Source organism: Diaphorobacter sp. HDW4A (genome assembly GCF_011305995.1).
Taxonomy (GTDB): Bacteria; Pseudomonadota; Gammaproteobacteria; order Burkholderiales; family Burkholderiaceae_C; genus Diaphorobacter_A.
The window spans coordinates 2,566,194-2,591,985 of the sequence record NZ_CP049910.1 but is presented as its reverse complement, the minus strand read 5'-3'; the positions used below and the strand labels follow the sequence as shown (position 1 = coordinate 2,591,985).

The 25,792-nt window shown below is 61.4% G+C and carries 18 protein-coding genes; 11 read left to right on the top strand and 7 right to left on the bottom strand.

Annotation, left to right across the window (positions count from 1 at the left end; genetic code table 11):
- Positions 1 to 6 precede the first annotated feature (6 nt).
- Both G7047_RS11690 and G7047_RS11685 read left to right on the top strand, forming a co-directional pair.
- Complete coding sequence (locus tag G7047_RS11690; RefSeq protein ID WP_166305284.1) at positions 7 to 387, top strand: hypothetical protein; 381 nt, start codon at positions 7 to 9, stop codon at positions 385 to 387.
- 72 nt (positions 388 to 459) lie between these two features.
- Positions 460 to 1,440 carry a tripartite tricarboxylate transporter substrate binding protein gene (locus tag G7047_RS11685; protein ID WP_166305281.1) on the top strand — a complete coding sequence of 327 codons (981 nt, stop codon included), beginning with the start codon at positions 460 to 462 and terminating at the stop codon, positions 1,438 to 1,440.
- A 37-nt stretch (positions 1,441 to 1,477) separates the two neighbouring features.
- Here the strand turns inward: G7047_RS11685 and G7047_RS11680 are convergent, their stop codons facing one another.
- Entirely contained in the window at positions 1,478 to 2,587 is a 1,110-nt protein-coding gene (locus G7047_RS11680; protein ID WP_166305278.1) for an AI-2E family transporter, read from the bottom strand.
- Between the two features lie 247 nt (positions 2,588 to 2,834).
- Between G7047_RS11680 and G7047_RS11675 the strand changes: the two genes are divergently transcribed.
- From G7047_RS11675 to G7047_RS11655, 5 genes are all read left to right on the top strand, one after another.
- Complete coding sequence (locus tag G7047_RS11675; RefSeq protein ID WP_166305275.1) at positions 2,835 to 5,714, top strand: 2-oxoglutarate dehydrogenase E1 component; 2,880 nt, start codon at positions 2,835 to 2,837, stop codon at positions 5,712 to 5,714.
- Between the two features lie 104 nt (positions 5,715 to 5,818).
- A complete protein-coding gene (odhB, locus tag G7047_RS11670) occupies positions 5,819 to 7,066 on the top strand; it encodes a 2-oxoglutarate dehydrogenase complex dihydrolipoyllysine-residue succinyltransferase (RefSeq protein WP_166305272.1) in 1,248 nt (415 codons plus the stop codon).
- An 82-nt stretch (positions 7,067 to 7,148) separates the two neighbouring features.
- Positions 7,149 to 8,606, top strand: coding sequence for a dihydrolipoyl dehydrogenase (gene lpdA / locus G7047_RS11665; protein WP_166305269.1), 1,458 nt, complete (start codon positions 7,149 to 7,151; stop codon positions 8,604 to 8,606).
- A 104-nt stretch (positions 8,607 to 8,710) separates the two neighbouring features.
- A complete protein-coding gene (gene zapE, locus G7047_RS11660; protein WP_166305266.1) occupies positions 8,711 to 9,808 on the top strand; it encodes a cell division protein ZapE in 1,098 nt (365 codons plus the stop codon).
- Position 9,809: 1 nt separating this feature from the next.
- A complete protein-coding gene (locus tag G7047_RS11655) occupies positions 9,810 to 10,511 on the top strand; it encodes a hypothetical protein (protein ID WP_166305263.1) in 702 nt (233 codons plus the stop codon).
- A 113-nt stretch (positions 10,512 to 10,624) separates the two neighbouring features.
- Here the strand turns inward: G7047_RS11655 and G7047_RS11650 are convergent, their stop codons facing one another.
- Entirely contained in the window at positions 10,625 to 11,461 is an 837-nt protein-coding gene (locus G7047_RS11650) for a PP2C family serine/threonine-protein phosphatase (protein WP_166305260.1), read from the bottom strand.
- Positions 11,462 to 11,680: 219 nt separating this feature from the next.
- On the opposite strand from G7047_RS11650, the gene G7047_RS11645 reads away from it, so the two are divergent.
- Positions 11,681 to 13,789, top strand: a complete 2,109-nt coding sequence (locus G7047_RS11645; RefSeq protein WP_166312025.1) for an ATP-dependent DNA helicase — start codon at positions 11,681 to 11,683, stop codon at positions 13,787 to 13,789.
- Here the strand turns inward: G7047_RS11645 and G7047_RS11640 are convergent.
- Positions 13,740 to 14,537 (bottom strand): outer membrane protein assembly factor BamD, encoded by a 798-nt coding sequence (locus tag G7047_RS11640; protein WP_166305257.1) that lies wholly within the window; start codon positions 14,535 to 14,537, stop codon positions 13,740 to 13,742. The two genes, G7047_RS11645 and G7047_RS11640, sit on opposite strands and share 50 nt — an antisense overlap.
- A 172-nt stretch (positions 14,538 to 14,709) precedes the next feature.
- Here G7047_RS11640 and dnaE point away from each other — a divergent pair, with 172 nt between their 5' ends.
- The 3 genes from dnaE (at position 14,710) to clpA (ending at position 21,097) form a co-directional block, all read left to right on the top strand.
- Positions 14,710 to 18,255 (top strand): DNA polymerase III subunit alpha, encoded by a 3,546-nt coding sequence (gene dnaE, locus G7047_RS11635; RefSeq protein ID WP_166305254.1) that lies wholly within the window; start codon positions 14,710 to 14,712, stop codon positions 18,253 to 18,255.
- Positions 18,256 to 18,335: 80 nt separating this feature from the next.
- A complete protein-coding gene (clpS, locus tag G7047_RS11630) occupies positions 18,336 to 18,692 on the top strand; it encodes an ATP-dependent Clp protease adapter ClpS (RefSeq protein WP_371813867.1) in 357 nt (118 codons plus the stop codon).
- A gap of 62 nt (positions 18,693 to 18,754) precedes the next feature.
- Entirely contained in the window at positions 18,755 to 21,097 is a 2,343-nt protein-coding gene (clpA, locus tag G7047_RS11625; RefSeq protein ID WP_166305251.1) for an ATP-dependent Clp protease ATP-binding subunit ClpA, read from the top strand.
- A gap of 249 nt (positions 21,098 to 21,346) precedes the next feature.
- On the opposite strand, the gene G7047_RS11620 is transcribed toward clpA, so the two are convergent.
- The 4 genes from G7047_RS11620 to G7047_RS11605 form a co-directional block, all read right to left on the bottom strand.
- Positions 21,347 to 21,994 carry a trimeric intracellular cation channel family protein gene (locus tag G7047_RS11620; RefSeq protein ID WP_166305248.1) on the bottom strand — a complete coding sequence of 216 codons (648 nt, stop codon included), beginning with the start codon at positions 21,992 to 21,994 and terminating at the stop codon, positions 21,347 to 21,349.
- 66 nt (positions 21,995 to 22,060) lie between these two features.
- Complete coding sequence (locus tag G7047_RS11615; RefSeq protein ID WP_166305245.1) at positions 22,061 to 23,335, bottom strand: acyl-CoA dehydrogenase family protein; 1,275 nt, start codon at positions 23,333 to 23,335, stop codon at positions 22,061 to 22,063.
- 56 nt (positions 23,336 to 23,391) lie between these two features.
- A complete protein-coding gene (locus G7047_RS11610; protein WP_166305242.1) occupies positions 23,392 to 24,519 on the bottom strand; it encodes a phosphotransferase family protein in 1,128 nt (375 codons plus the stop codon).
- A gap of 526 nt (positions 24,520 to 25,045) precedes the next feature.
- Positions 25,046 to 25,762 carry a Crp/Fnr family transcriptional regulator gene (locus G7047_RS11605; protein ID WP_166305239.1) on the bottom strand — a complete coding sequence of 239 codons (717 nt, stop codon included), beginning with the start codon at positions 25,760 to 25,762 and terminating at the stop codon, positions 25,046 to 25,048.
- Positions 25,763 to 25,792: the final 30 nt, after the last annotated feature.

The following is a 25,792-nucleotide window of genomic DNA, read 5'->3' as shown; positions in this document are numbered from 1 at the left end:
ATTTTCATGAGTCCATCCCATACCTCCGACGTGACGATGTCCGTGCCGCTGCATCGCCTCGCACACGGACGCACAGGCGACAAGGGCAATCGCTCCAACATCAGCGTGATCGCCTGGCATCCGGCGCTCTGGGATCTGCTCGTCGAGCAGGTGACCGAGGCGCGCGTGGCCGAGCAATTCGCGCTGCGTCACCCCAGCGCCGTCAAGCGCCATCTGCTGCCCCAGTTGCAGGCGATGAATTTCGTGCTCGATGAAGTGCTCGACGGCGGCGTGAACGACGCGCTGAATCTGGACAGCCATGGCAAGGCGCTGTCGTTCCTGCTGCTCGACATGCAGGTGGAGGTGCCGCCGCATTTGCAGACGCATCTCGTCGGGCCGGAGCGCTGAGGCGGCGGGCTGATCACTCCCCATTTCCCACAACCATTTCCCATCCACTTGAAAATGCAGGAGACAACACGCATGAATCAAACTTCGACCCGCCGCCATCTATTGGCAATGGCCGCAGCCACTGTCGCCGTCACGCTCGGCATGCAGGTCCGAGCCGCAGACTATCCGGCCAAGCCCATCACCTTCGTGGTGCCGTTCGCAGCGGGCAGCGCCACCGACCTGCTGGCGCGCGCCGTCGCACAGTCGGTGACGACCGACACCAAGCAATCCGTCATCGTCGACAACAAGGCCGGAGCGAGTGGCATGATCGCCGCGCAGTTCGTCTCCAAAGCCGCGGCCGATGGCTACACGGTGCTCATCACCACCAACACCACGCAGTCCGCGAACGAGCATCTGTACAAGAAGCTGCCGTATGATCCGGTGAAGGATTTCGCGCCGGTCACGGGGCTGGGTAAGGGCGGTCAGGTGCTGGTGGTCAACGCTTCGGCTGCCTACAAGAACGTCGGCGACCTGATCGCCGCCGCCAAGGCCGCGCCCGGCAAGCTCTCGTTCGGCAGCGGCAGCTCGTCAAGCCGCGTTGCAGGCGAAATGCTCAAGCAGCTCGCGGGCGTGGATATCCTGCATGTGCCTTACAAGAGCAATCCGCTGGCCATCACCGATCTGCTCGGTGGCCAGATCGACCTGATGATCACCGACACCTCCACGGGCGTTCCGCAGATCAAATCAGGCAAGCTCAAGGCGCTGGGCTATTCCACCAAGGTGCGCAGCGCGCAACTGCCAGATGTGCCCACGCTCGACGAGGCGGGCGTGAAAGGCTACGACATGGGCTACTGGTTCGCCGCCTATGCGCCCGCTGGAACGCCCAAGGAGGTGGTCGCACGCCTCAACGACCTGCTCAAACGCGCCACGCAGAGTGCGGCGGCCAAGTCGTTCTACCAGACCGCCGGTTCGGAAGCTTGGACCACCACGCCCGAAGAGCTCGCCCAATTCCAGGCAGCCGATGCGCTGAAGTGGGGCAAGGTGATCAAGGCAGCGGGGATTCAGCCCGAGTGATGCGTGGAATGGCTGAGCCTGACGTGGTGGGCGATGGCTACTTGACGGACTTGTCATGCTCAAGGGCTGGAGACACCGCTGCTACCTCGGCTTCGTCATCACTCCCGGGTGGCGGAGAGAACAGATCCCACGCAGCGTTGAACAGCGCCGCCACCATCGGCCCGATCACAAAGCCGCTGATGCCGAAGATCGCCATGCCGCCGAGGGTCGAGATCAGCACCACGTAGTCGGGTAGCTTGGTGTCCTTGCCGACGAGGAGGGGGCGCAGGATATTGTCGACCGAGCCGATGACGCCCGCGCAGAAGGCGACCAACACGGCGCCTTGCCATATCGCACCCGTGGCGAAAAAGTAGATGGCAACGGGCGCCCAGATGAGGGCGGCGCCCACAGCGGGCAGCAGCGAAAGGAAGGCCATGATCACGCCCCAGAGCACCGGGCCTTGCACGCCGAGAATCCAGAAGATCAATCCGCCGAGCCCGCCTTGCACGGCGGCTACGGCGATGTTGCCTTTGACAGTGGCGCGGATCACGGTGGTGAACTTGATGGCCAGCTTGCGCTTGTGCATAGGGTCGAGCGGCACGGCGTCGCGAATGCGGGCGGCCAAGGCGCTGCCGTCACGCAGCAGGAAGAACAGTAAATACAGCATGACGCCGAAGCCCACTACGAACTGCAGGGTGTTCGAGCCCACGTCCACGGCCTTGGTGGCGAGGAACTGGCTGGCTTGAGCGCCGAACTTGGAAAGCTGCGCTTCGACCTCGGCCATTGAGGTCAGGTGAAAGTGATCCATCAGCTGCAGCGCCCAGCCGGGCAGGGCCTTCATGACGGTCTGCAGATAGGTGCCGAGATTGAGTTGGCCGGATTTCAGCCGTTCATAGATGGCTCCGGCTTCCGTGACCAGTGACGTGATGATCACCAGCAGCGGCAGGATCACCAGCAGCAGACAGACACCCAGGGTGATCAGCGCAGCCCAGTTCTTGCGCGTGGGCATTCGCTGCAATAGCCATTTCTGAAGTGGGGCGAAGAGAATCGCCAGAACAACACCCCAGAACACGGCAAAAGCGTAGGGCCAGAGGATCCCGAAGAAGGCGAGGGTCACCGAGATCAGGATCAATAGGAAGGTGCGTTGCTGCAGAGTCTGGGATTTCATACGGTGCATTTCAGGCGAATTCCGGCAAATGTACGCGACTTGGGCTTGCGCACATGCCGTGGCTTTGTGAACAAGCACATGTCCGACATCAAGGCGTCGCGCACGTGTCTCACTTCGATGGCACAATAGCGCCCGTACTTAGGCCCCTTCCCCTGCCACAGTCGCATCCGCCAACCGGTTCAGCCGTGACGCGGAAGGTTTACTAACCAGCTAAAGCTTCCTGAAGGGAAGCAGAGGTGAGCGGTATATGAGCGAACCCACATCCGTATATAAAGCCTATCAAGGCAACACGTATCTTTTCGGCGGCAATGCGCCGTATGTTGAAGAGATGTATGAGAGCTATCTGGCCAACCCTGGTAGCGTTCCCGATTCCTGGCGCGAGTACTTCGACGCGCTGCAGCATGTTCCCGCAGTGGACGGCAGCAACGCCAAGGACGTCCCCCACATGCCCGTCATCAATGCTTTCGCCGAGCGCGCAAAGCAAGGCGGCACGCAAGTGGTCGTGGCCTCTGGTGCCGATTCCGAACTGGGTCGCAAGCGCACCGCCGTCCAGCAGCTGATCGCCGCGTACCGCAATGTCGGCCAACGCTGGGCTGATCTGGACCCTCTCAAGCGCACTGAGCGCCCTGAAATTCCTGAGCTGGAGCCATCGTTCTACGGCTTCACCGATGCCGATCAGGAAACCGTGTTCAACACCAGCAACACGTTCTTCGGCAAAGAAACCATGCCTCTGCGCGAGCTGATCAATGCTCTGCGCGAAACGTATTGCGGCACCCTTGGCGTCGAATACATGTACGCCACCGACCAGAATCAGAAACGCTGGTGGCAACAAAAGCTGGAGTCGATCCGCAGCAAGCCGAGCTTTGACGCAGCCAAGAAGAAGCGCATTCTCGATCGCCTGACTGCAGCCGAAGGCCTCGAGCGCTACCTGCACACCAAGTACGTCGGCCAGAAGCGTTTCTCGCTGGAAGGCGGCGAATCGTTCATCGCGTCGATGGACGAGTTGATCAGCTCCGCTGGCCAGAAGGGCATTCAGGAAGTCGTGATCGGCATGGCCCACCGTGGCCGCTTGAACGTGCTGGTGAACACACTGGGCAAGATGCCCAAGGACCTGTTCGCCGAGTTCGATCACACCGCTCCTGAAGAGCTGCCATCGGGCGACGTGAAGTACCACCAGGGCTTCAGCTCCGACGTGACTACGGCCGGTGGCCCGGTTCACCTGTCGCTGGCGTTCAACCCATCGCACCTGGAAATCGTGAACCCCGTGGTCGAAGGTTCGGTGCGCTCGCGCATGGACCGCCGTGCGGATCCACGCGGCAAGCAAGTGCTGCCCGTGCTGGTGCACGGCGACGCGGCTTTCGCTGGTCAAGGCGTGAACCAGGAAACTCTGGCGCTGGCGCAGACCCGTGGTTACTCCACGGGTGGCACGGTGCACATCATCATCAACAACCAGATCGGCTTCACAACGTCTGATCCACGCGACGCACGCTCGACGCTGTATTGCACCGACATCGTCAAGATGATCGAGTCGCCGGTTCTGCACGTGAACGGTGATGATCCGGAAGCCGTGGCGCTGGCTACTCAGCTGGCCCTTGAGTTCCGCATGGAATTCGACAAGGACGTGGTCGTTGACATCATCTGCTTCCGCAAGCTGGGCCACAACGAGCAGGACACTCCCGCTCTGACCCAGCCGCTGATGTACAAGAAGATCGGCGCTCACCCGGGCACCCGTAAGCTTTATGCTGACAAGCTGGCTGCACAAGGTCTGGGCGACACGCTGGGCGACGACATGGTCAAGGCCTTCCGCGCCGCCATGGACGAAGGCAAGCACACGGCCGACCCGGTGCTCACCAACTTCAAGAGCAAGTACGCTGTGGATTGGAGCCCGTTCCTGAACCAGAAGTGGACGGACGCTGGCGACACCGCCATTCCACTGACCGAGTGGAAGCGTGTGGCCGAACGCATCACCACCATTCCCGAAGGCGTGACGCCTCATGCACTCGTGAAGAAGGTCTACGACGACCGCGCAGCCATGGGCCGCGGCGAGATCAACGTGGACTGGGGTATGGGCGAGCACATGGCTTTCGCATCGCTGGTGGCTTCTGGCTACCCCGTGCGTCTGTCGGGTGAAGACTGTGGCCGTGGCACGTTCACGCACCGTCACGCCGTGATCCATGATCAGAAGCGCGAAAAGTGGAGCGAAGGCACCTACATTCCGCTGCAGAACGTGGCTGAAAATCAGGCTCCGTTCGTCGTGATCGACTCCATCCTGTCCGAAGAGGCTGTGCTGGCATTTGAATACGGCTACGCATCCAACGATCCGAACACACTCGTGATCTGGGAAGCCCAGTTCGGCGACTTCGCCAACGGTGCGCAAGTGGTGATCGACCAGTTCATCGCATCCGGTGAAGTGAAGTGGGGCCGCATCAACGGCCTGACACTGATGCTGCCACACGGCTACGAAGGTCAAGGCCCTGAGCACAGCTCGGCACGTCTCGAGCGCTTCCTGCAACTCGGCGCCGATGCCAACATGCAGATCGTTCAGCCCACGACAGCCAGCCAGATCTTCCACGTGCTGCGTCGCCAGCAAGTGCGCAATCTGCGCAAGCCGCTGGTGATCATGACGCCCAAGTCGCTGCTGCGCAACAAGGACGCCACATCGCCACTGACCGAGTTCACCAAGGGCTCGTTCCACACGGTGCTGCCGGAGCAGAACGAAGCCATCGTCAAGAACGCTGCCAAGGTCAAACGCATCGTCGCTTGCTCGGGCAAGGTGTACTACGACCTGGTGAAGAAGCGCGCCGAAGCCAAGATTGACGACGTGGCCATCATCCGTGTCGAACAGCTGTATCCGTTCCCCCACAAGGCATTCGCTGCCGAAGTCAAGCGCTACAGCAACGCGGCCGATATCGTGTGGTGTCAGGACGAACCTCAGAATCAGGGTGCCTGGTTCTTCATCCAGCACAACATCCACGAGAACATGCAAGATGGTCAGAAGTTGGGCTACTCCGGTCGCGCCGCATCCGCGTCGCCTGCCGTGGGTTACTCGCACCTGCACCAGGAGCAGCAGAAGGCGCTGGTCGACGGCGCGTTCGGCAAGCTCAAGGGTTTTGTCCTGACCAAGTAAGGCTGGAAACCCACTCGTTACGTGAGAAAGCTCTGTATGCATCGAGGTCGATGCATGCAGACGATCTCTGAATCAGTACAGAACACTTTTTGGAAGAAATAAAAATGGCTATTGTTGACGTCAAAGTCCCACAGCTCTCCGAGTCGATCACCGAAGCGACCATGCTCACCTGGAAGAAGAAGGTCGGTGACGCGATTGCTGTGGACGAAATCCTGATCGAAATCGAAACCGACAAGGTCGTGCTCGAAGTGCCAGCGCCCTCCGCTGGCGTGCTGGCCGAAATCCTGCAAGGCGACGGCGCGACCGTGACGGCCGAGCAAGTGATCGCCAAGATCGACACCGAAGCCGTTGCTGGCGCTGCAGCTCCTGCAGCCGCCGCTCCTGCCGCAGCAGCAGCTCCCGCAGCTGCACCGGCTGCCGCTGCCGCAGCCGCTGCAAGCAACAACAGCAAGGCCGGCGTGGCCATGCCTGCTGCCGCCAAGATTCTCGCCGACAACAACCTGTCCGCTGCCAATGTGGCAGGTTCGGGCAAGGACGGCCGCGTGACCAAGGGTGACGCTCTGTCCGCCATCAAGGGCGGCGCTGCCATCCCTACCGGCGTGCCGACCACTGCGCTGCCGCAAGTCGCCGCTCCTGCCGTGAGCCTGGGTGATCGCCCGGAGCAACGCGTGCCGATGACACGTCTGCGTGCCCGCATCGCCGAGCGTCTGCTGCAATCGCAATCGACCAATGCCATCCTGACCACGTTCAACGAAGTGAACATGGCTCCCGTGATGGAAATGCGCAAGAAGTTCCAGGACGATTTCGTCAAGGAACACGGCGTGAAGCTGGGCTTCATGTCGTTCTTCGTGAAGGCGGCAGTGCACGCGCTGAAGAAGTTCCCTGCGGTGAACGCTTCGATCGACGGCAACGACATCGTCTACCACGGCTACTTCGACATTGGTATCGCTGTCAGCTCGCCACGCGGTCTGGTCGTGCCAATCCTGCGTAACGCCGACCAGATGAGCTTTGCCGACATCGAAAAGAAGATTGCTGAATTCGGCCAGAAGGCCAAGGACGGCAAGCTCGGCATCGAAGACATGACCGGTGGTACCTTCTCGATCTCCAACGGCGGCACTTTCGGCTCGATGATGTCGACTCCGATCATCAACCCACCACAATCCGCCATCCTGGGCGTACACGCCACCAAGGATCGCGCAGTGGTGGAAAATGGTCAGATCGTGATCCGTCCGATGAACTACTTTGCGTTGTCCTACGACCACCGCATCATCGACGGCCGTGAAGCCGTGCTGAGCCTGGTGGCAATGAAGGACGCTCTGGAAGATCCTTCCCGCCTGCTGTTCGATCTGTAATCACTGCAGTTCGAGATTCGATGAAACCCACCTCCAAAAGCGGTGGGTTTTTTCCAGCAACAGACATAGAGAGATTCAAAAAATGAGCAAGCAATTCGACGTCGTCGTCATCGGCGCAGGCCCTGGCGGCTACATCGCTGCGATCCGCGCAGCACAACTGGGTTTCAACGTCGCTTGTATCGACGAGTGGAAGAACGCTGCTGGCGGCGCAGCTCCCGGCGGCACTTGCACCAACGTGGGTTGCATCCCATCGAAGGCGCTGCTGCAGTCGTCCGAGCACTACGAACACGCCAAGCTGCACTTCGCGGATCACGGCATCTCCACTGGCGAAGTGGCCATGGATGTTTCCAAGATGATCGCGCGCAAGCAAGGCATCGTGAAGCAGAACAACGACGGCATCTTGTACCTGTTCAAGAAGAACAAGGTCACGTTCTTCCACGGCCGTGGTTCGTTCGTGAAGGCCGTTCCACCCGGCGAGGGTGGAACCTCCGGTTCTACGGGCGGCTACGAAATCAAGGTGGCTGGCAAGGAAGAAGAAACCATCACCGGCAAGCAGATCGTCATCGCCACCGGCTCCAACGCCCGCGCGCTGCCTGGCGTGCCATTCGATGAAGAGTTCATCCTGTCGAACGACGGTGCTCTGGCGCTGGACAAGACTCCCAAGTCGCTGGGCCTGATCGGCTCCGGCGTGATCGGCCTGGAAATGGGCTCGGTCTGGCGTCGTCTGGGCTCCGAAGTGACCGTGCTTGAAGGCATGGACAAGTTCCTGCCAGCGGTGGACGAGCAGATCGCCAAGGAAGCCAAGAAGGCTTTCGACAAGCAAGGTCTGAAGATCGAGCTGGGCGTGAAGGTCGGCGAAGTCAAGACCGGCAAGAAGGGCGTGACCATTTCCTACACCAATGCCAAGGGCGAAGCCCAGACGCTGGAAGTGGAAAAGCTGATCGTTTCCATCGGCCGCACCGCCAACACCATCGGCCTGAACCCCGAAGCTGTGGGCCTGGCTCTGGACGAACGCGGTCAGATCGTGGTCGACGGTGACTGCAAGACCAATCTGCCAGGCGTGTGGGCGGTGGGTGACGTGGTGCGTGGCCCGATGCTCGCGCACAAGGCAGAAGAAGAAGCCGTGGCCGTGGCCGAGCGCATCGCTGGTCAGCATGGCCACGTGAACTTCAACACGATTCCATTCGTGATCTACACCAGCCCCGAAGTGGCATGGGTGGGCCGCACTGAGCAGCAACTCAAGGCTGAAGGCGTGAAGTACAAGGCCGGTTCGTTCCCGTTCCTCGCGAACGGTCGCGCACGTGCGCTGGGCGATACGACCGGCATGGTGAAGTTCATCGCTGATGCTGAGACTGACGAAATCCTGGGCGTGCACATGGTCGGTCCGATGGTCTCGGAGCTGATCTCCGAAGCCGTGGTGGCGATGGAGTTCAAGGCATCGAGCGAAGACATCGCCCGCATCTGCCATGCGCACCCATCGCTGTCCGAGTCCACCAAGGAGGCGGCTCTGGCCGTTGACAAGCGCACGCTGAACTTCTGATTCGACAAAGATTGAATCAATTGTTCTGAGCAACAATGGCTGCCCGCGCTTGTGACACGAGCGTCGGCAGCTATTTGTATTTTTGAGGTTTGGGAGAGACAACGGTGAATGTGAAAGAGGCTTACGAGGCGGCGCTGGTCACGAAGGGGTTCAAGAGCGACCCGGCGCAATTGCGGGCTGTGGAGGCGCTGCAGCGCTGCGCAGACGATTGGGCGGCCTACAAATCCAAGCGCTCCAATGCACTCAAGAAGCTGATCAATCACCCGGACCTCCCTAAGGGCGTTTACATGTACGGTGGGGTGGGGCGCGGCAAGAGCTTTCTGATGGAGTGTTTCTACAACGCCGTGCCGATCAAGCGCAAGACGCGCCTGCACTTCCACGAATTCATGCGCGAGGTACACCGCGAACTGCATCAGATGCAGGGCACGCAGAACCCGCTTGACGTGCTGGGCGCCAAGATATCCAAGCGCTACAAGCTGATCTGTTTCGACGAATTCCACGTCGCGGACATCACCGACGCGATGATCCTGTATCGCCTGCTCGATTCGCTTTTCAAGAATGGCGTGGGCTTCGTCACCACATCCAACTTCAAGCCCGACGATCTGTATCCGGATGGCCTGCACCGCGACCGCATCCTGCCCGCGATCGCGCTGCTCAACCAGCACATGGAAGTGGTCAACGTCGACAATGGGACGGACTACCGCCGTCGCACACTCGAGAACGCCAAGCTCTATCACACGCCGCTGGGTCCCGAGGCGGAGGCGGCGATGGAGGAAACCTTCAACCAGCTCGCCGAAGTGCCGGATGAGAATCCCATTCTCAAGATTGAGGCCCGCGAGATCCGCTCCAAGCGCCGTGCGGGTGGTGTGGTGTGGTTCGAGTTCAACGAACTGTGCGTCGGCCCGCGCTCGCAGAACGACTATCTGGAAATCGCGACCCAGTTCCATACGGTGCTACTGTCCAACGTGAAACACATGCCGGTGAATATGGCCTCTGCGGCGCGGCGCTTCACCTGGTTGGTGGACGTGCTGTATGACCGTTCGGTCAAGCTGATTATTTCGGCCGAGACCGCACCAGAGCAACTCTATACTGAGGGACCCTTGGCGCATGAATTCCCGCGCACGGTGTCGCGTCTGAACGAGATGCAGTCCAAGGAATATCTGGCGCTTGAGCGCCGCACGGTAGACACCCACCTGACCTGATATGAAGCTTCGCACGAGTCGCATCCGCCTTGCTACCAGTTTTCTGGCCCTGCAGTTTGCCTGTATTGGCGGCGCTGCCCTGTCTGCCGAGCCCAAGGTCACGGAAGAGCAGCAACGCGTTCAGGCGCAGCGGGATGTCGAGCGTGCAGAGATCCAGAAGCAACGCTCTGCTGTGGAGCATCGCCTGAAAAAGGAAGAGGCGGACTGCTACAGCCAGTTTGTCGTCGAGTCGTGCCTGCGCTCGGCGCGCGCCAAGGCGCGCACGGAAGACGGCGCATTGCGCTCGCGTGAACTCGGCCTCAACGAGATTGAGCGCCGCGAACGTGCCGACGAGCGTCGCAACTACATTCGCGAGAGCGAAGAGCAGCAGCGTGAAAAGGGTGAAGCAGGGCGGGCGAAGTCCGACGCTGCCCTTCCCGGGGCTCAGACCGAGAGCCGTGAGCAGGGTAGACAGCAACGCGAATTGGAGGCGCAGCAACGTGCTCGCCAGCAAAAGTCACGCGAAGCGGCCAACGTGCAGGAGCAATCCAAGCGCGATGCTACGCAGCCCGGCAAGGTTGAGCGGGCCCGCATGCAGTACGAGGCCAAGCAGCTCAAGGCCGCTGAGCGGCGTGCGAAGCACGAACGGGATCTGGACGATGCTGCCAAGCTCGGCAAGCCAAGTCCGGCACCACTGCCGGCGCCTGCTGCATCCGGAAACTGAACCTCCGCGGAAGCGATTTATTCAGCGAGGGGGGCCTGAGTGACAAGCGCATCGCACCGCTTTTGAGACTGCTGCGCCCCAAGGCACCAAGCGACTCAGGGTGTGCTCAATTTCTAGCGCTGCGGCACGTGGTTGCCCACGCTGTGGCCTTCCGGGCGAGCGAGTTCGGCGAGGGTGGGCACCTTTTTCTGTTCTTCCAGCGCCTCGACTTTCACGATCACGAGCGACAGGTTATCGCCGGTGCCGCGAGCGCGAGCGCGAGCCTTGTCGATCAGAAATTCTGTGGCCTCACGCGGCGTGAGCGAGTTCACGACCGATGCAAGTTCGGTGGGCGCAAAGTAGTGCCACACGCCGTCGCTGCAGGCCAGAATCACATCGCCGGGCTGCAAGGATGAAATCACGTGGGTGGCGGCTGGCGGATCGCTTTCTGTGCCCAGACAGCCAACCAGAATGTTGGAGTGCGGATGGCTGTGCGCCTCGGCCTCGGTGAGCTCGCCACGGTCAACCAGTGACTGCACGTAGGAGTGGTCGCTGGTGCGCTGGATCATGTGGCCGTTCTGAACATGGTAGATGCGCGAATCGCCTGCGTGCACCCAATGGCATTCGCCACGCGGCGTGATCAGAAAGGCGGCTACTGTGCTGTGAGGTTCCTGTTCGGAGGAAATGGCGGTGAGTCGAATGACGATGTGCGCTTCGGTGACGATATGCTTGAGCATCGTCGGGCCGTCATCGGAGTCAGGCGAGAAACGTTCGAACAGTTGCTGCGCTGTGAGCAGCACCTGATCGGATGCCTTGCGCCCGCCGCTGCGTCCACCCATGCCGTCTGCAACAATGCCGAGCACGCAACCGTTGAACCGGGGGTGCGAAAACAGCGCGACCCGGTCTTGCTGGTACTCGCGATCACCCTTGTGAACTCCGGTGGAAGCGGTCAGTCGAAAGGCTTTGGACATGGTGGAAAACTCTGTGTTTCTCTTCTGTTTCGTTGTATGGCTGGCGTACCCGAGTTTAATCGGTCGATGACCATGAACTCCTCTGGCATCGATTGTTGCGGCAAAAGTGATTCCGAATCTAATGAATTTTGATAATTTTCTGCAGTTTGGCGCGAAACCCACTGGTTTGGGCGCTGTTGGGCGCTGTTTTGCGGTTTGGAAGGTTGGCTTGTGAGCGATATGGAGGCCGATGTCCGTTCCTTGCTGGGTACGGGCGGAGCTCTTGAGCAGTCGTTTGAGAACTTCCGCCCTCGGCCAGAACAGCTGGAGATGGCGCATGCTGTCGCGCAGACAGTTGGCGCTGGTGGCTGTCTGGTGGTGGAGGCGGGCACGGGGACTGGCAAGACGTTTGCGTATTTGATTCCGGCGCTGCTGAGCGGCAAGCGTGTGCTGATTTCCACCGCGACCAAGGCGTTGCAGGATCAATTGGTGCATCGCGATCTTCCACGTCTGCAGGAAGTGCTGGGCAAGCACCGCGCTGTGCACCGTCGGGTTGCGCTGCTCAAGGGACGCGCCAACTATCTGTGCCTGCACCGGCTGGATCAGGCGGTGCAGGGATTGCTTGACGCGGGCGTTTCCAGCTCGCCGATTCTGATCGCCCGTGCGTGGGCGCAGTCCACGCGCAGTGGCGATCTGGCGGAGCTCGGCGAACTGCATGCGGATGCGCATCTGCAGGCGCAAATAACCTCCACGCGCGACAACTGCTTGCGTGGCCAATGCCCGCGCTACGACGATTGCCACGTCTTTCGCGCGCGCAGACAGGCGATGGCGGCGGATGTGGCGGTGGTCAATCATCATCTTTTCTTCGCCGATCTGGCGGGGGCTGCGGAGGGTGGCGAGTCCGACCTGCTTGCACATGCACAGGTGGTCATCTTCGATGAGGCCCACTCGCTGAACTCTGTGGGGCAGCAGGCGTTTGGGCTGGAGTTCAGCTCGCGCCAGTTGGTTGCGTTGGCGCATGACCTGCAGCAGACGGGATCGCAGGAAGCGCAGGGCATGCGGGACTGGACGGCGCTTGCGATGGAGCTGCTCGATGCGGCTCGGGCGCTGGCGGCCTGCTGCAATGCACTTTCAGAAAACACCCGCGTGGCCTGGCAGGACGAGGCACCCGATGGTGTCTCCATCGCAAAGTGGATGCATGCCTGGGCTGCGGTAGCGCAAAGCCTGCGCGCGGCCCTTGCCGAGCTGGATGCGGTAACCGCCGCATCGCCCGACCTGCTTCGCCTGCATCAGCGTGCCGTGTTGATGCTGCAGGGGCTGATGGCGCTGTCATCGACGGAAGACGCATCGCGCGTGCGATGGCTGACTCGTAGCGCGGATGGCGTCCATCTGTCGCAGACACCTTTTCGCGCGGGGCCGGATCTGCAGAGACTTTGGGCGACAGCCCAACCGCGCGAGGGCGGTGAGAAAGAGGAAAGCGCTTGGAGTGAGGATGCCGTGAAGGCCGCTCCAGAGCATGTGCGTGCTTTCATCTTCACGTCTGCGACGCTTGGCACAAACGACGCACTTGACTGGTTCACCGAGCCGCTAGGGCTTTCACAAGCCGCCGTGATGCGGCTTGCGAGTCCGTTCGACTATGCCTCGCAGGCGACGCTGTTCATTCCCGAGCATTTGCCGTCGGCCAACGATCTGCAGCATGCTGCCCAGTTGGCCGAGTGGCTTGCCGGGCCACTGGTGCAGCTTGGAGGGCGAACGCTGTTTCTCACGACCAGCCTGCGCGCGATGGGCGAGGTGGCGAGGGTGCTGCACGAACGGCTCGCGGATGTGCCGCAGATCGAGTTGTTGGTGCAGGGCGACATGCCATCGAGCCGGATCGCCGAGCGGTTTCAGTCGAGTGCGAAGAGCAGCGAGGCAGGCCTTCGGTCGGGTTGCGTGCTGGTGGCGTCACACACCTATTGGCAGGGCTTTGATGTGCCAGGTGATGCGCTGCAGATGGTGGTGATTGACAAGCTGCCGTTTCCCGTTCCAACCGATCCGCTGGTCGAGGCCTACGAGCAGTACCTCATAAGGCGAGGGCGCAATGCGTTCAAGGAGTTTGCCCTGCAGGAGGCGGCCATGGCGCTGCGTCAGGGAGCGGGCCGGCTGATTCGCGGCGAGACGGACTCGGGCTTGCTGGTGGTGGCCGATGCGCGTCTCGCCAAGGGCTACGGCAAGTGGTTGCAGCGCCAGTTGCCGCCAATGCGGCGACTGGCGTCGCAAGCCGAATTTCAGTCGGAAATCGAGCGGCTGTCCGAAGGACTTACCAGAACTTCCACCACGGATCGCTCTTCTTCGCAAAACCGGACTTGAGGAACTCGCTGTTGGGGTAGGAGGCCTCGATCACGCGGCGCGTGTCGTCACGCAGCTGTTCCAGACCCAATGCGTCGTAGGAGCGCATGAGGATGTACAGCGCCTCTTCGATGGCCGGCACTTCCTTGTAGTCTGACACGGCGATCTGGGCGCGGCTGATGGCGGCGACGTAGGCGCCGCGCTCGTAGTAGTAGCGTGCGACGTGTACTTCATACTGGGCAAGCGAGTTGACGATATACGTCATGCGCTGGCGGGCGTCCGGGGTGTATCGCGATTCGGGGAAGCGCGTCACGAGATCGCGGAACGATTCGAACGAGTCCTTGGCCGCCTTCTGGTCGCGCTCGGACAGGTCCTGGCGCGACAGCCATGAGAACATGCCGAGGTCTTCGTTGAAGTTGACCAGACCTTTCAGGTACAGCGCATAGTCGGTGGCAGGCGAGGAGGGGTGCAGCTTCAGGAACCGGTCCAGCGTGGCGACGGCCTGCGCCTTGTCGTTGTTCTTGTACTGCGCGTAGGCCTTTTCGAGCTGCGCTTGCTGGGCGAGCGGCGTGCCGGCGGCGCGGCCTTCGAGCTTCTCGAACAGCGGAACGGCCTTATCGTAGCTGCCGGAGTTCGCTTCATCGCGGGCTTCGGAGTAGATCTTGTTGGGGCTCCAGCCTGCGGTTTTGTCTTCGGTTGTGCTGGAGCAGCCTGCCAGAAGGCCGGCAGCCAGCAACGCAGAGATCAGGGGCAGAGTCAGACGCGACATAACAGCAGTATTTCCCGCAGAGGACGAATTGAGCATCAGTTTAGCCACCAGCCGCATAGGGATATGCCGCCTGGCCGCAAATCGTTGGCAAACGGTCATTGTATGCGCCACTGAAGGGTCCGGGTCTTTGCGTTGGCAACGGATGCCACACAAGTTTCTACAATCCCCCTATATGTTTGTTCACTTGCGCCTACACACCGAATTTTCCGTGGTCGACGGAACCACCCGGGTCGACGACATCATCAAGGCGGCCGTCAAGGATGGCCAGCCTGCGATGGGACTTACCGATCTGAACAATATGTTTGGGGGCGTGAAGTTCTACAAGGCTGCGCGCGGCAAGGGGCTCAAGCCCGTGATCGGCACAGAGATCAGCGTACCCATGGAGGGCGACGGTGCCCCGTTCGCGCGGATGATTCTGCTGATCCAGAGCAATCAGGGCTATTTCAGCCTATCGGAAATCCTCGCCCGCGCCTGGACCAGCAACGTCGTGAAGAACGTTCCGCTCGTCAAATGGGAATGGCTTGAAGAGCTCAACGACGGGCTGATCGCGCTTTCCGGCGCGCAGGCGGGGCCGGTCGGCCAACCACTGATGCGCGGGGACGAAGCCTCCGCCATGGACCAAGCGTTGCGTCTGGCGCGCATTTTCCCGCACCGCTTTTACATGGAGATACAGCGCGCAGGCCGCAGCGACGACGAGTCGCATCTCGTGCAGGCGGTGCAGCTCGCCGCTCGCATGAATCTGCCAGTGGTCGCCACGCATCCCATCCAGTTCGCGACCGCCGACGATTACGAGGCCCACGAGGCCCGCGTTTGCATTGCGGAAGGCGAAATTCTGGGCAACCAGCGTCGCATCCGCAAGTTCACGCGTGAGCAGTATTTCAAGACCGCCGCTGAGATGGAGGCGCTGTTCGCCGACCTCCCAACTGCCGTCGAGAACACGCTGGAAATCGCCAAGCGCTGCAACTTGACGCTGGTGCTCGGCAAGCCGCGTCTGCCGGATTTCCCGACGCCGAACGGCATGCCGATCGACGACTATTTCCGCTACGCCTCGTACCAGGGGCTGGAAGAGCGCCTGATTTATTTGTTTCCGAATGAGGCCAAACGCGACAAGGAGCGTCCGCGCTATGTGGAGCGTCTCGAGTTTGAGCTGCACACCATCCTGCAGATGGGATTTCCCGGCTACTTCCTGATCGTGGGCGACTTCATTCAATGGGCCAAGAATAATGGCTGCCCCGTGGGGCCAGGCCGTGGATCGGGCGCCGGTTCGCTAGTAGCTTACGCGCTCAAGATCACCGATCTGGATCCGCTGCAGTACGCGCTGCTGTTCGAGCGTTTCCTGAATCCTGAACGCGTCTCGATGCCTGACTTCGACATCGACTTCTGTCAGGGCAATCGCGACCGCGTGATCGACTACGTGAAGCAGAAGTACGGCAAGAACGCCGTGAGCCAGATCGCCACCTTCGGCACGATGGCAGCCAAGGCCGCCATCCGTGACGTGGGCCGGGTGATGGACATGAGCTACACCTTCTGCGATGGCATCTCCAAACTGGTGCCGGGCAAGCCGGGCATGAGCTATACGCTGGCCTATCCGCCCGAGCAGAAGAAGGAGGGCGACAAAAACAACTACGCGCTCGAGCTCGAACCGCTGCTCTACGATCGCGTGCGCAACGAAGAAGACGTGCGCACCGTGATCGAGATGGCGCAGAAGCTCGAAGGCACGACCCGTAGTATCGGCATGCACGCCGGTGGCGTGGTGATCGCGCCGGGCAAGCTGACCGATTTCTGTCCGCTCTACCAGCAGCCAGGCAGCGATTCCGCCGTGGCGATGTACGACAAGGACGACGTGGAAGACGTCGGCCTCGTGAAGTTCGACTTCTTGGGTCTGGCGACGTTGACCATTCTCGAGATCGCGCGCGAGTTCATCCAGAAGCGCCACAAGGGCAAGGAAAACTTCGCGTTCGAGGACATTCCGCTCGACGACGCCAGAACCTACGACTTGTTTTCGGTCGGCAAGACCGAAGCCGTGTTCCAGTTTGAATCGCGCGGCATGCAGGGCATGCTCAAGGAAGCCAAGCCCAGCCGCCTTGAAGACCTGATCGCGCTGAACGCCCTGTACCGCCCAGGTCCTATGGACCTGATCCCCAGCTTCGTGAACCGCAAGCACGGCAAGGAAGTGGTGGAGTATCCGCATCCGCTGGTCGAGAACGTGCTGTCCGAAACCTACGGAATCATGGTCTATCAGGAGCAGGTGATGCAGACCGCCCAGGTGCTGGGTGGCTACTCGCTCGGCGGCGCCGACTTGCTGCGCCGCGCGATGGGCAAGAAGAAGGTCGAGGAGATGGTCAAGCACCGCGGCATCTTCCGTGAGGGCGCCGCCAAGAACGGCATCACCGAGCAGAAGGCCGACGAGGTGTTCGACCTGATGGAGAAGTTCGCGGGCTACGGCTTCAACAAGTCGCACGCGGCCGCTTATTCGCTGCTGGCCTATCACACGGGTTGGCTCAAGGTGCACTACACGGCGGAGTTCTACTGCGGCAACATGACCGTGGAAATGGACGATACCGACAAGCTCAAGGTGCTCTACGAGGATGCGGTCAAGAATTTCGGCATGACCTTCGAGCCGCCGGACGTCAACCGGGGCATGTACCGCTTCGAGCCGGTGACCGACAAGGTGATCCGCTATGGCCTGGGTGCCATCAAGGGCACGGGGCAGTCGGCCATCGAAGCCATCATCGCCGCCCGTGAGGGCAAGGGCGAGGGCCCGCAGGGTCATGTGCAGGGGCCTTTCACCAGCCTGTTCGACTTCTGCGTGCGTGTGGACCGCAGCCGCATCAACAAGCGCACGGTCGAGGCGCTGATCAAGGCTGGCGCGTTCGACGCGATCCAGATGAACCGCGCGGCGCTGTCGGCGTCGCTCGATACCGCCTTCGAATTCGCCACGGCGACGCATGCCAACGCCAATCAGTGCGGCCTGTTCGACATGATGGGCGACGACGCCCAAGGCTCGAGCACCAAGGAGCCCGAGCTGGCCGATGTGCTGCCCTGGGGCATCAAGGAGCGCCTGACGCAGGAGAAGACCGCCATCGGTTTCTACCTCTCGGGCCATCTGTTCGATGAAGTGGCGCTTGAGGTGCGCAAGTTCGTGCGCACGCCCATTGACGAGCTGCAAGACAACCGCGAGGTACAGACTATCGCCGGAATCGTCACGGACTATCGCGTCATCAATGGTCAACGCGGCAAGTTGGCGCTGTTCAAGATCGATGACAAAACCAAGGTGCTCGAGGCCTCGGCGGACGAGGGGGTGATCAACGCGTCCATGCCGATTCGGGACGATGACCTGATCGTTGTGGCCGGACGTCTGCAGCTCGACCATTTCAGCGGCGGGTTGCGGGTGAAGGTGTTGCAGGTTTCCGATCTGGCCGGAGCCCGCGCCAAATATGGAAAGTATCTGCGCGTGAAGGTGCAGGACGAGGTGCCGGACGTGGGTGCCATCGTGCGTGAATTTCCCCCGAAGGTAGAGAGCACCGAGCATGGCGAAACCCTGCGCCGGGGCCTGCGCGTGCGGCTGGACATGAAGATCCAGTCTGATCGCGGCGCGGCTGTGGCCGAGCTCAATCTGGGCGAGGCAAGCAGCTTTTTTCCGACCGACGCGGCACTGGCCGCGTGGAGCAGCATGGCGGGTTCCGAGGCCGTCTCCGTGGTCTACGACCATGGGTGACGCAGCGTGTCTTGAAAACTACTAATATGGCTCTATCTGAATTCCAATTTAGATGGATCAGGCTCGCTAGAATAATCTCCATGGCAACGAAACCTCCTTCCCGTCCCAAGGTACCGCCGATCAAACCCCGTCAGGACGAGGGCGGATCGGTCGTGCTGGAGCGGCGCACGCTGCGGACCGAACCGCCGCGCATGTACCAGGTGGTCATGCTCAATGATGACTACACACCCATGGAGTTCGTGGTGGTGGTGCTGCAGGAGTTCTTCAACAAGGACCGCGAAGCCGCCACGCAGATCATGCTGAAGATCCACTTGGATGGTAAGGGTGTTTGCGGGGTTTTCACCCGTGACGTTGCTGCAACCAAGGTGGAACAAGTTCTCGACGCGGCGCACAAGGCAGGGCATCCTTTGCAATGTGTATGCGAGCCTGTTGAATAACAGGCCGGACGCCCCGATCTACAGTCAATCTCTGAAACGCAAGCACAAAGGAGTTCTCAATCATGATTGCCCAGGAACTGGAAGTAAGCTTGCACATGGCCTTTGTTGAGGCCCGTCAGCAGCGCCACGAGTTCATCACCGTGGAGCACTTGCTGCTCGCTCTGCTCGACAATCCCAGTGCAGCCGAGGTGCTGCGCGCATGCGCGGCCAATATTGACGATCTGCGCGCCTCGCTGACGAATTTCATCAAGGACAACACACCGCAGGTCGCTGGCACCGACGAGGTGGACACGCAGCCCACGCTGGGCTTTCAGCGTGTGATCCAGCGCGCCATCATGCACGTGCAGTCCACCGGCAACGGCAAGAAGGAAGTGACCGGCGCCAACGTGCTCGTCGCGATCTTCGGCGAGAAGGATTCGCACGCTGTCTACTATCTGCACCAGCAGGGCGTGACCCGCCTTGACGTGGTGAACTACATCGCCCATGGCATCAAGAAGGGCGAGCCGCCAGAGCCCACCAAGGCCGAAGGCCAGCCTGAAGCCGAGGAAAGCGGCGGCGAGCGCAACGAAAAGGCTTCTCCGCTAGAGCAGTTCACGCTCAACTTGAACCAAGCTGCCAAGGAAGGCAAAATCGATCCGCTGATCGGCCGCCAGTACGAGGTCGAGCGCACGATCCAGATCCTCTGCCGTCGCCGCAAGAACAACCCGCTGCTGGTGGGTGAAGCCGGCGTGGGCAAGACTGCGATTGCAGAAGGACTCGCATGGCGCATCACCCAGAACGACGTGCCGGAAATCCTCGCCGAGGCGACCGTGTACTCGCTCGACATGGGCGCGCTGCTGGCCGGTACCAAGTACCGTGGTGATTTCGAGCAACGCCTGAAGGGCGTGCTCAAGTCGCTCAAGGACAAGCCAAACGCGATCCTGTTCATCGACGAAATCCACACGCTGATCGGCGCAGGCGCTGCGTCGGGCGGCACGCTGGACGCGTCGAACTTGCTCAAGCCTGCACTCTCGAGCGGTCAGCTCAAGTGCATCGGCGCGACGACGTTCACGGAATACCGTGGTATCTTCGAGAAGGATGCCGCGCTGTCCCGCCGCTTTCAGAAGGTCGATGTGGTCGAGCCCACCGTGGCGGAAACCATCGACATCCTGAAGGGACTGAAGTCGCGCTTCGAAGAGCACCACAGCGTCAAGTACGCTCTGGCGGCCCTGCAGGCTGCGGCCGAGCTGTCGGCCAAGTACATCAACGACCGTCACCTGCCCGACAAGGCCATCGACGTGATCGACGAAGCCGGCGCTGCCCAGCGCATTCTCGCGCCTTCCAAGCGCAAGAAGACCATCGGCAAGACCGAGATCGAAGAGATCGTGGCCAAGATCGCGCGCATCCCGCCCGCCAATGTCTCCAACGACGACCGCAGCAAGCTGCAGACGCTCGAACGTGACTTGAAGAGCGTGGTGTTCGGTCAGGACAAGGCGCTGGACGTACTGGCTTCTGCCGTGAAGATGGCGCGTTCGGGTCTGGGCAAGGGCGACAAGCCGATTGGCTCGTTCCTGTTCAGCGGCCCCACCGGCGTCGGCAAGACCGAAGCGGCCAAGCAATTGGCCTACATCATGGGCATCGACCTGATCCGCTTCGACATGTCGGAGTATATGGAGCGCCATGCGGTGAGCCGTTTGATTGGTGCGCCTCCGGGCTATGTGGGCTTCGATCAGGGTGGTCTGCTCACCGAAGCCATCAGCAAGAAGCCGCATGCGGTGCTGCTGCTCGACGAAATCGAGAAGGCGCATCCGGACATCTTCAATGTGTTGCTGCAGGTGATGGACCACGGCACGCTGACTGACAACAACGGACGCAAGGCCGACTTCCGCAACGTCATCATCATCATGACGACGAACGCGGGCGCCGAGACCATGAACAAGGCCACCATCGGCTTCACGAATCCGCGTCAGGCGGGCGACGAAATGGGCGACATCAAGCGCCTGTTCACGCCGGAATTCCGCAACCGCCTGGATGCCATCGTGAGCTTCAAGGCGCTCGACGAGCAGATCATCCTGCGCGTGGTGGATAAGTTCCTGCTGCAACTGGAAACGCAACTCGCCGAGAAGAAGGTGGAAGTCACCTTCACCGACGTGCTGCGCAAGCATCTGGCCAAGAAGGGCTTTGATCCGCTGATGGGCGCGCGTCCGATGCAGCGCCTGATTCAGGACACGATCCGTCGTGCGCTGGCTGATGAGCTGCTGTTCGGTCGCCTGACCGATGGGGGACGTCTGACGGTGGACATCGAACATGGGACCGATGACAAGGGCAACGAGACTTCCGAGGTCAAGCTGGATATTCAGCCCCTGATGAAGAAGGAGCGCACCAAGTCAGAACCCGCCGAGCCGGAAGAGGCAACAACCGACTGATTACCTGTCGTGTTGTTAAGGCTTGAAAAGCCCGCTACTTGCTAGAGTGGCGGGCTTTTTTCTTTCGTACGAAGCCTTGGGCCTCGATGGCTTTTCGTGCAGGGGCACCCATACAGGCTCTCAGGCGTCATTGCGAAGCCTTGCCGTACGCTTGTTCGACGCCTAGCCTGAGAGCCTGTCTTGCCGTTGGGGCCGGGTGTTCAAGCGCTGTGTCCACTTCATTGGCTCGCTGTTTGAAGTCCTCGTTTTTTATTCCACCGGCCAGGATGGAATGCGCCACTGGCGCCACATGGCGGTGGCGCGCAGTCCTGCGGTGACTACGACGCAGGCCAGCATCGGGGCGGTTTCGGGTAGGCTTGGCCATTGCCGCAAGAGCAGGGCCACGCAGCCGCCGGCGAAGGCGCAGATCGCGTAGGGTTGGTGGTCCTTGAAGGCTTGGGGGATTTCTCCGCAGAGCACATCGCGGATCACGCCACCGAAGACGCCTGTGACCACGCCCATCATCACGCTGATGAGGGGCGACATACCGAGCTCGGCCGCCATGTCGACGCCGACGGCGGTGAAGAGGCCCAAGCCCAGCATGTCGGGCCAGAGCATGGCGCGTTCTGTGATCTGGAAGTGCTTCTGGCGCAGGAAGACGATAGCCATCAGGCTGATGGCCATGACGGCCCAGACGAGGTAGTCGTTGCTGGCCCAGAAGAACGGGCGGTTGTCGAGCAGCAGATCGCGCAGCGTGCCGCCGCCGAAGGCCGCGATGAAGGCCATCACGCAGACCCCCACCACGTCGAGTTTTTTGTGCGCCGCCTTGAGCACGCCGGAAAGCGCAAAAGCGATGGTGGCCGAGACCTCGAGGATCAGGCGGGCGGTGTCGATGAGCTGCGGCGTGTTGATCGGCATGGCCCCGGATTGTGTCTGCAAATATCGCAGCCTACCAGTCGCTTCGTGCTGAGGTGATCCGCGTGTTCAACTGCCGCGTGTGATGGGCGCACTGCTGTGTTTACCGTAGGTTTCGTACTTGCCGAGTTCCCACTTGGCAATCGCGTTGCGGTGCACTTCATCAGGGCCATCGGCGAAGCGCAGGGTGCGCACCAGCGTGTAGGCGTAGGCCAGCGGGAAGTCATCGCTCATGCCGCCGCCGCCGTGGGCCTGGATGGCCCAGTCGATGACCTGACAGGCCATGGTGGGTGCGACGACCTTGATCATCGCGATCTCGGTTCTCGCGACCTTGTTGCCTGCTGTGTCCATGAGCCAGGCGGCCTTGAGCGTGAGCAGGCGGGCCATGTCGATCTTGCAGCGGGCTTCCGCGATGCGTTCCTGCGTGACGGTCTGTGCGGCGATGGGTTTGCCGAAGGCGACGCGTTCGCTGCTGCGCTTGCACATGAATTCCAGCGCGCGTTCGGCAAGACCGATGGTGCGCATGCAGTGGTGAATGCGCCCGGGGCCGAGGCGGCCTTGGGCGATCTCGAAGCCACGGCCTTCGCCGAGCAGGATGTTGGCGGCGGGCACGCGCACGTTGTCGAAGAACATCTCGACGTGGCCGTGCGGGGCGTCGTCGTAGCCGAACACGGTGAGCGGGCGCACGATGCGGATGCCGGGCGTGTCAGCGGGTACGACGATCATGCTTTGCTGCGAGTGCTTGGGCGCGTCCGGATCGGTCTTGCCCATGACGATGAAGACCCTGCAGCGCGGATCGGCCGCGCCCGAGATCCACCACTTGTGGCCGTTGATGACGTAGTCGTCGCCGTCGCGCGTGATGCGGGTGCAGATGTTGGTGGCGTCGGACGAGGCGACTTCTGGCTCGGTCATCGCGAAGGCCGAGCGGATCTCGCCGTTTAGCAGCGGCTTGAGCCAACGGGCTTTCAGTTCGTCACTGCCGTAGCGCGCGATGGTTTCCATGTTGCCGGTGTCGGGTGCGGAGCAGTTGAAGACCTCGCTCGCCCATGGCACGCGGCCCATGATTTCGGAGAGCGGGGCGTATTCCTGATTGGTGAGGCCCGCGCCCTGATAGCCTGCGATCTCGGCCGTGTCCTGCGGCAGGAACAGGTTCCAGAGGCCCTCGGCCTTGGCTTGGTCCTTGAGGCGCTCGATGACGGGCAACGGCGTCCAGCGCTTGCCGACAGCGGTGTTGGCGGCCAGCTCTTTGGCGTAGTCGGCCTCGGCCGGGTAGATGTGCTGCTCCATGAACGCGGTGACGCGGGCTTGAAGCGCCTTGGTTTTGGGCGAGTAGTCGAAATCCATGTGAATCGTCCTCCTTGGGTGTCTCGGTCGGTGTGATGGGTGGCGAGCTGTCGAGATCAGCGTTTCGCCGCGTCGAACTTCTGCGCGAAGGACCATGCGAGTTGCGCGAGCGCCTGGGTCTGCGCTCCTGTTGCCTTCGCCTCGGCGCTGGCTGCGGTTCCGGCTTCGACGCGCTTGGCGATGCCCTGCAGGATCGCGGCGATGCGGAACATGTTGTAGGCGAGGTACCAGGGCCAGTCGGCACGCAGTTCTGTGCGTGTGGTGATGCCGTGTTCCTCGCAGAAGCGTGCGATGCCGGTGCGCTCGCAGTAGCGGGTGATGTAGCTGTCCTCGTCGGGAATGCCGAGCGCAGCGATGTCGAGGCCGCCGATGCCGCGCGAGAGCTGGTGCGGGATGTGCCAGCTCATGCAGTGGTAGCTGAAGTCCGCGAGCGGATGGCCGAGCGTGGACAGTTCCCAGTCGAGCACGCCGATCACGCGCGGCTCGGTGGGGTGGAACATCAGATTGTCGAGACGGTAGTCGCCGTGCACAATGGAGACGAGCCGCTCGTCGCGCGCGCTTGCGGGCATGTGCGCGGGCAGCCATTGCATGAGCCGGTCCATCTCGGGAATCGGCTGGGTGATGGAGGCCTGGTACTGCTTGCTCCAGCGCGCAATCTGGCGCTCGAAATAGTTGCCGGGTCTGCCGTAATTGGTGAGGCCGCGCGCTTTGAAGTCCACGCTGTGCAGCGCGGCGATCACGCGGTTCATCTCGTCGTAGATCGCGGCGCGCTCGGCATTGCTCAGGCCTTGTAGCGACTGGTCCCACAGCACGCGGCCTTGCATGAACTCCATGATGTAGAAGGCGCGGCCGATGATGGCCTCGTCTTCGCAGAGAGCGAGCATCTGCGGGACCGGCACGTCGGTGCCTGCGAGTGCGCGCATCACGGTGTATTCGCGTTCTATGGCGTGGGCTGAGGGGAGCAGTTTGGCTATGGGCCCGGGCTTGGCACGCATCACGTAGGTGTTGCCTGGTGTGCTGAGTTTGTAGGTGGGGTTGGATTGGCCGCCTTTGAACATCTCTACGCTTAGCGGGCCTTGGAAATGCTCTATGTGTTTCGTCATCCAACTGGTCAGGGCTTGGGTGTCGAAGGTGTGGCGGTCGGCTACTGGGCGGGTGCCTGCGAAGGCGTCGAATTGGGTCATTGGGCGGTTCTCTTTTTGTTTGGTGGTGTTTGCTCGACTGGCTTCTGCTGGGGTGTTGAGTGCGGAGGCCGGGAGTTCCGCCCGGCGGCGGAGTAACTTTTTGCTTGCGCGCAAAAAGTCACCAAAAACGCGCTTCCGATACCCGCGGCAGAACTCACTGCGCGCTGCGCGCTCCGTTCGGACAACCGCCGCGAGTCAGTGGAATGCGGGGAGGTGTGTTCGGCACTTTGCTGCGCTCGTGCCTGTTCATCTCGCGACTTCGCGAGATACGAGAGGGATGTGGGATGGAGTGCGCAGTTGGGTACGCAGTGCGCTGGCGATGTGTATTTCGTCGCCTTCTCCGATTGGCACTCTGACTCACGATAGTTGTCCGAGCGGAGCGACGCAGTCGCGCAGGAAGCTCTATCGTGTGACTTCAAGCGCATTTTTTGGTGACTTTTTTGTGCGCAAACAAAAAAGTCACTGCCCAGCTGGGGGCAGTCCCGGCCAGCGCAATCAAAGCAAGCGCTGCGCGAGCAAGGGGCGCTTAATTTGCCTCGGCGATGCGCATCAGTTTGGAGCGATCGCGAACCACGAGGCCGCCCGCTTCGATGCGAATCGCGTCCTCGCGTTCCATCGCCTTGAGTTCCTGGTTGACACGTTGGCGCGATGCGCCGAGCAATTGCGCCAACTCTTCCTGCGCCAGTTGCAGGCCGATGCGGATGTCGTCGCCGTCCGCGAGGCTGGGGACTCCGTAGCTGCGGGCCAGGTGCAGAAGTTGCTTGGCCAGACGCGAGCGCAGGGGCAGGGTGTTTAGGTCTTCGACGAGGCCGAAGAGCTGGCGGATGCGGCGTGACTGCAGTTGCAGCAGGGCGTCGTAGAGTTCGGCGTGCTGCGAGAGAATCTTCTTGAAGTCGGCGCGGGCGACGCACAGGATGGTCGAGTCGCCATGCGCGTAGGCGTCGTGCGTGCGGCGGTCTCCGTCGAACATCGCCACGTCGCCGAACCAGATGCCGGGCTCTACGTAGGTCAGCGTGATCTGCTTGCCGGAGATCGAGGTCGAGCTCACGCGCACCGCGCCACGAGCGCAGGCGATCCACTCGTCCGGTGGATCGCCGCGCGCACTGATCAGCCCTCCATCGCGAAATCGTTTGACGTAAGCGCATCGAAGAATGTCATGTCGCAGCGAAGGCGACAAAGATGAAAACCAGCGACCACTGTTGATCGCTTCACGTTCTTCTATGCTAAGAATCGGCTCGTCCATAGGCTGTCTTTTGGGTGACTGACATGGCAC

Bases quoted from the DNA above. Each gene is read 5' to 3' on its own strand.
- G7047_RS11605 (WP_166305239.1), bottom strand. From the start codon at position 25,762: ATGGACGAGCCGATTCTTAGCATAGAAGAACGTGAAGCGATCAACAGT.
- G7047_RS11655 (WP_166305263.1), top strand. From the start codon at position 9,810: ATGAAGCTTCGCACGAGTCGCATCCGCCTTGCTACCAGTTTTCTGGCC.
- dnaE (WP_166305254.1), top strand. From the start codon at position 14,710: ATGTTTGTTCACTTGCGCCTACACACCGAATTTTCCGTGGTCGACGGA.
- odhB (WP_166305272.1), top strand. From the start codon at position 5,819: ATGGCTATTGTTGACGTCAAAGTCCCACAGCTCTCCGAGTCGATCACC.
- G7047_RS11615 (WP_166305245.1), bottom strand. From the start codon at position 23,335: ATGGATTTCGACTACTCGCCCAAAACCAAGGCGCTTCAAGCCCGCGTC.
- G7047_RS11640 (WP_166305257.1), bottom strand. From the start codon at position 14,537: ATGTCGCGTCTGACTCTGCCCCTGATCTCTGCGTTGCTGGCTGCCGGC.
- lpdA (WP_166305269.1), top strand. From the start codon at position 7,149: ATGAGCAAGCAATTCGACGTCGTCGTCATCGGCGCAGGCCCTGGCGGC.
- G7047_RS11685 (WP_166305281.1), top strand. From the start codon at position 460: ATGAATCAAACTTCGACCCGCCGCCATCTATTGGCAATGGCCGCAGCC.
- G7047_RS11650 (WP_166305260.1), bottom strand. From the start codon at position 11,461: ATGTCCAAAGCCTTTCGACTGACCGCTTCCACCGGAGTTCACAAGGGT.
- clpA (WP_166305251.1), top strand. From the start codon at position 18,755: ATGATTGCCCAGGAACTGGAAGTAAGCTTGCACATGGCCTTTGTTGAG.
- G7047_RS11675 (WP_166305275.1), top strand. From the start codon at position 2,835: ATGAGCGAACCCACATCCGTATATAAAGCCTATCAAGGCAACACGTAT.
- clpS (WP_371813867.1), top strand. From the start codon at position 18,336: ATGGCAACGAAACCTCCTTCCCGTCCCAAGGTACCGCCGATCAAACCC.
- G7047_RS11645 (WP_166312025.1), top strand. From the start codon at position 11,681: ATGGAGGCCGATGTCCGTTCCTTGCTGGGTACGGGCGGAGCTCTTGAG.
- G7047_RS11620 (WP_166305248.1), bottom strand. From the start codon at position 21,994: ATGCCGATCAACACGCCGCAGCTCATCGACACCGCCCGCCTGATCCTC.
- G7047_RS11680 (WP_166305278.1), bottom strand. From the start codon at position 2,587: ATGAAATCCCAGACTCTGCAGCAACGCACCTTCCTATTGATCCTGATC.
- G7047_RS11690 (WP_166305284.1), top strand. From the start codon at position 7: ATGAGTCCATCCCATACCTCCGACGTGACGATGTCCGTGCCGCTGCAT.
- G7047_RS11610 (WP_166305242.1), bottom strand. From the start codon at position 24,519: ATGACCCAATTCGACGCCTTCGCAGGCACCCGCCCAGTAGCCGACCGC.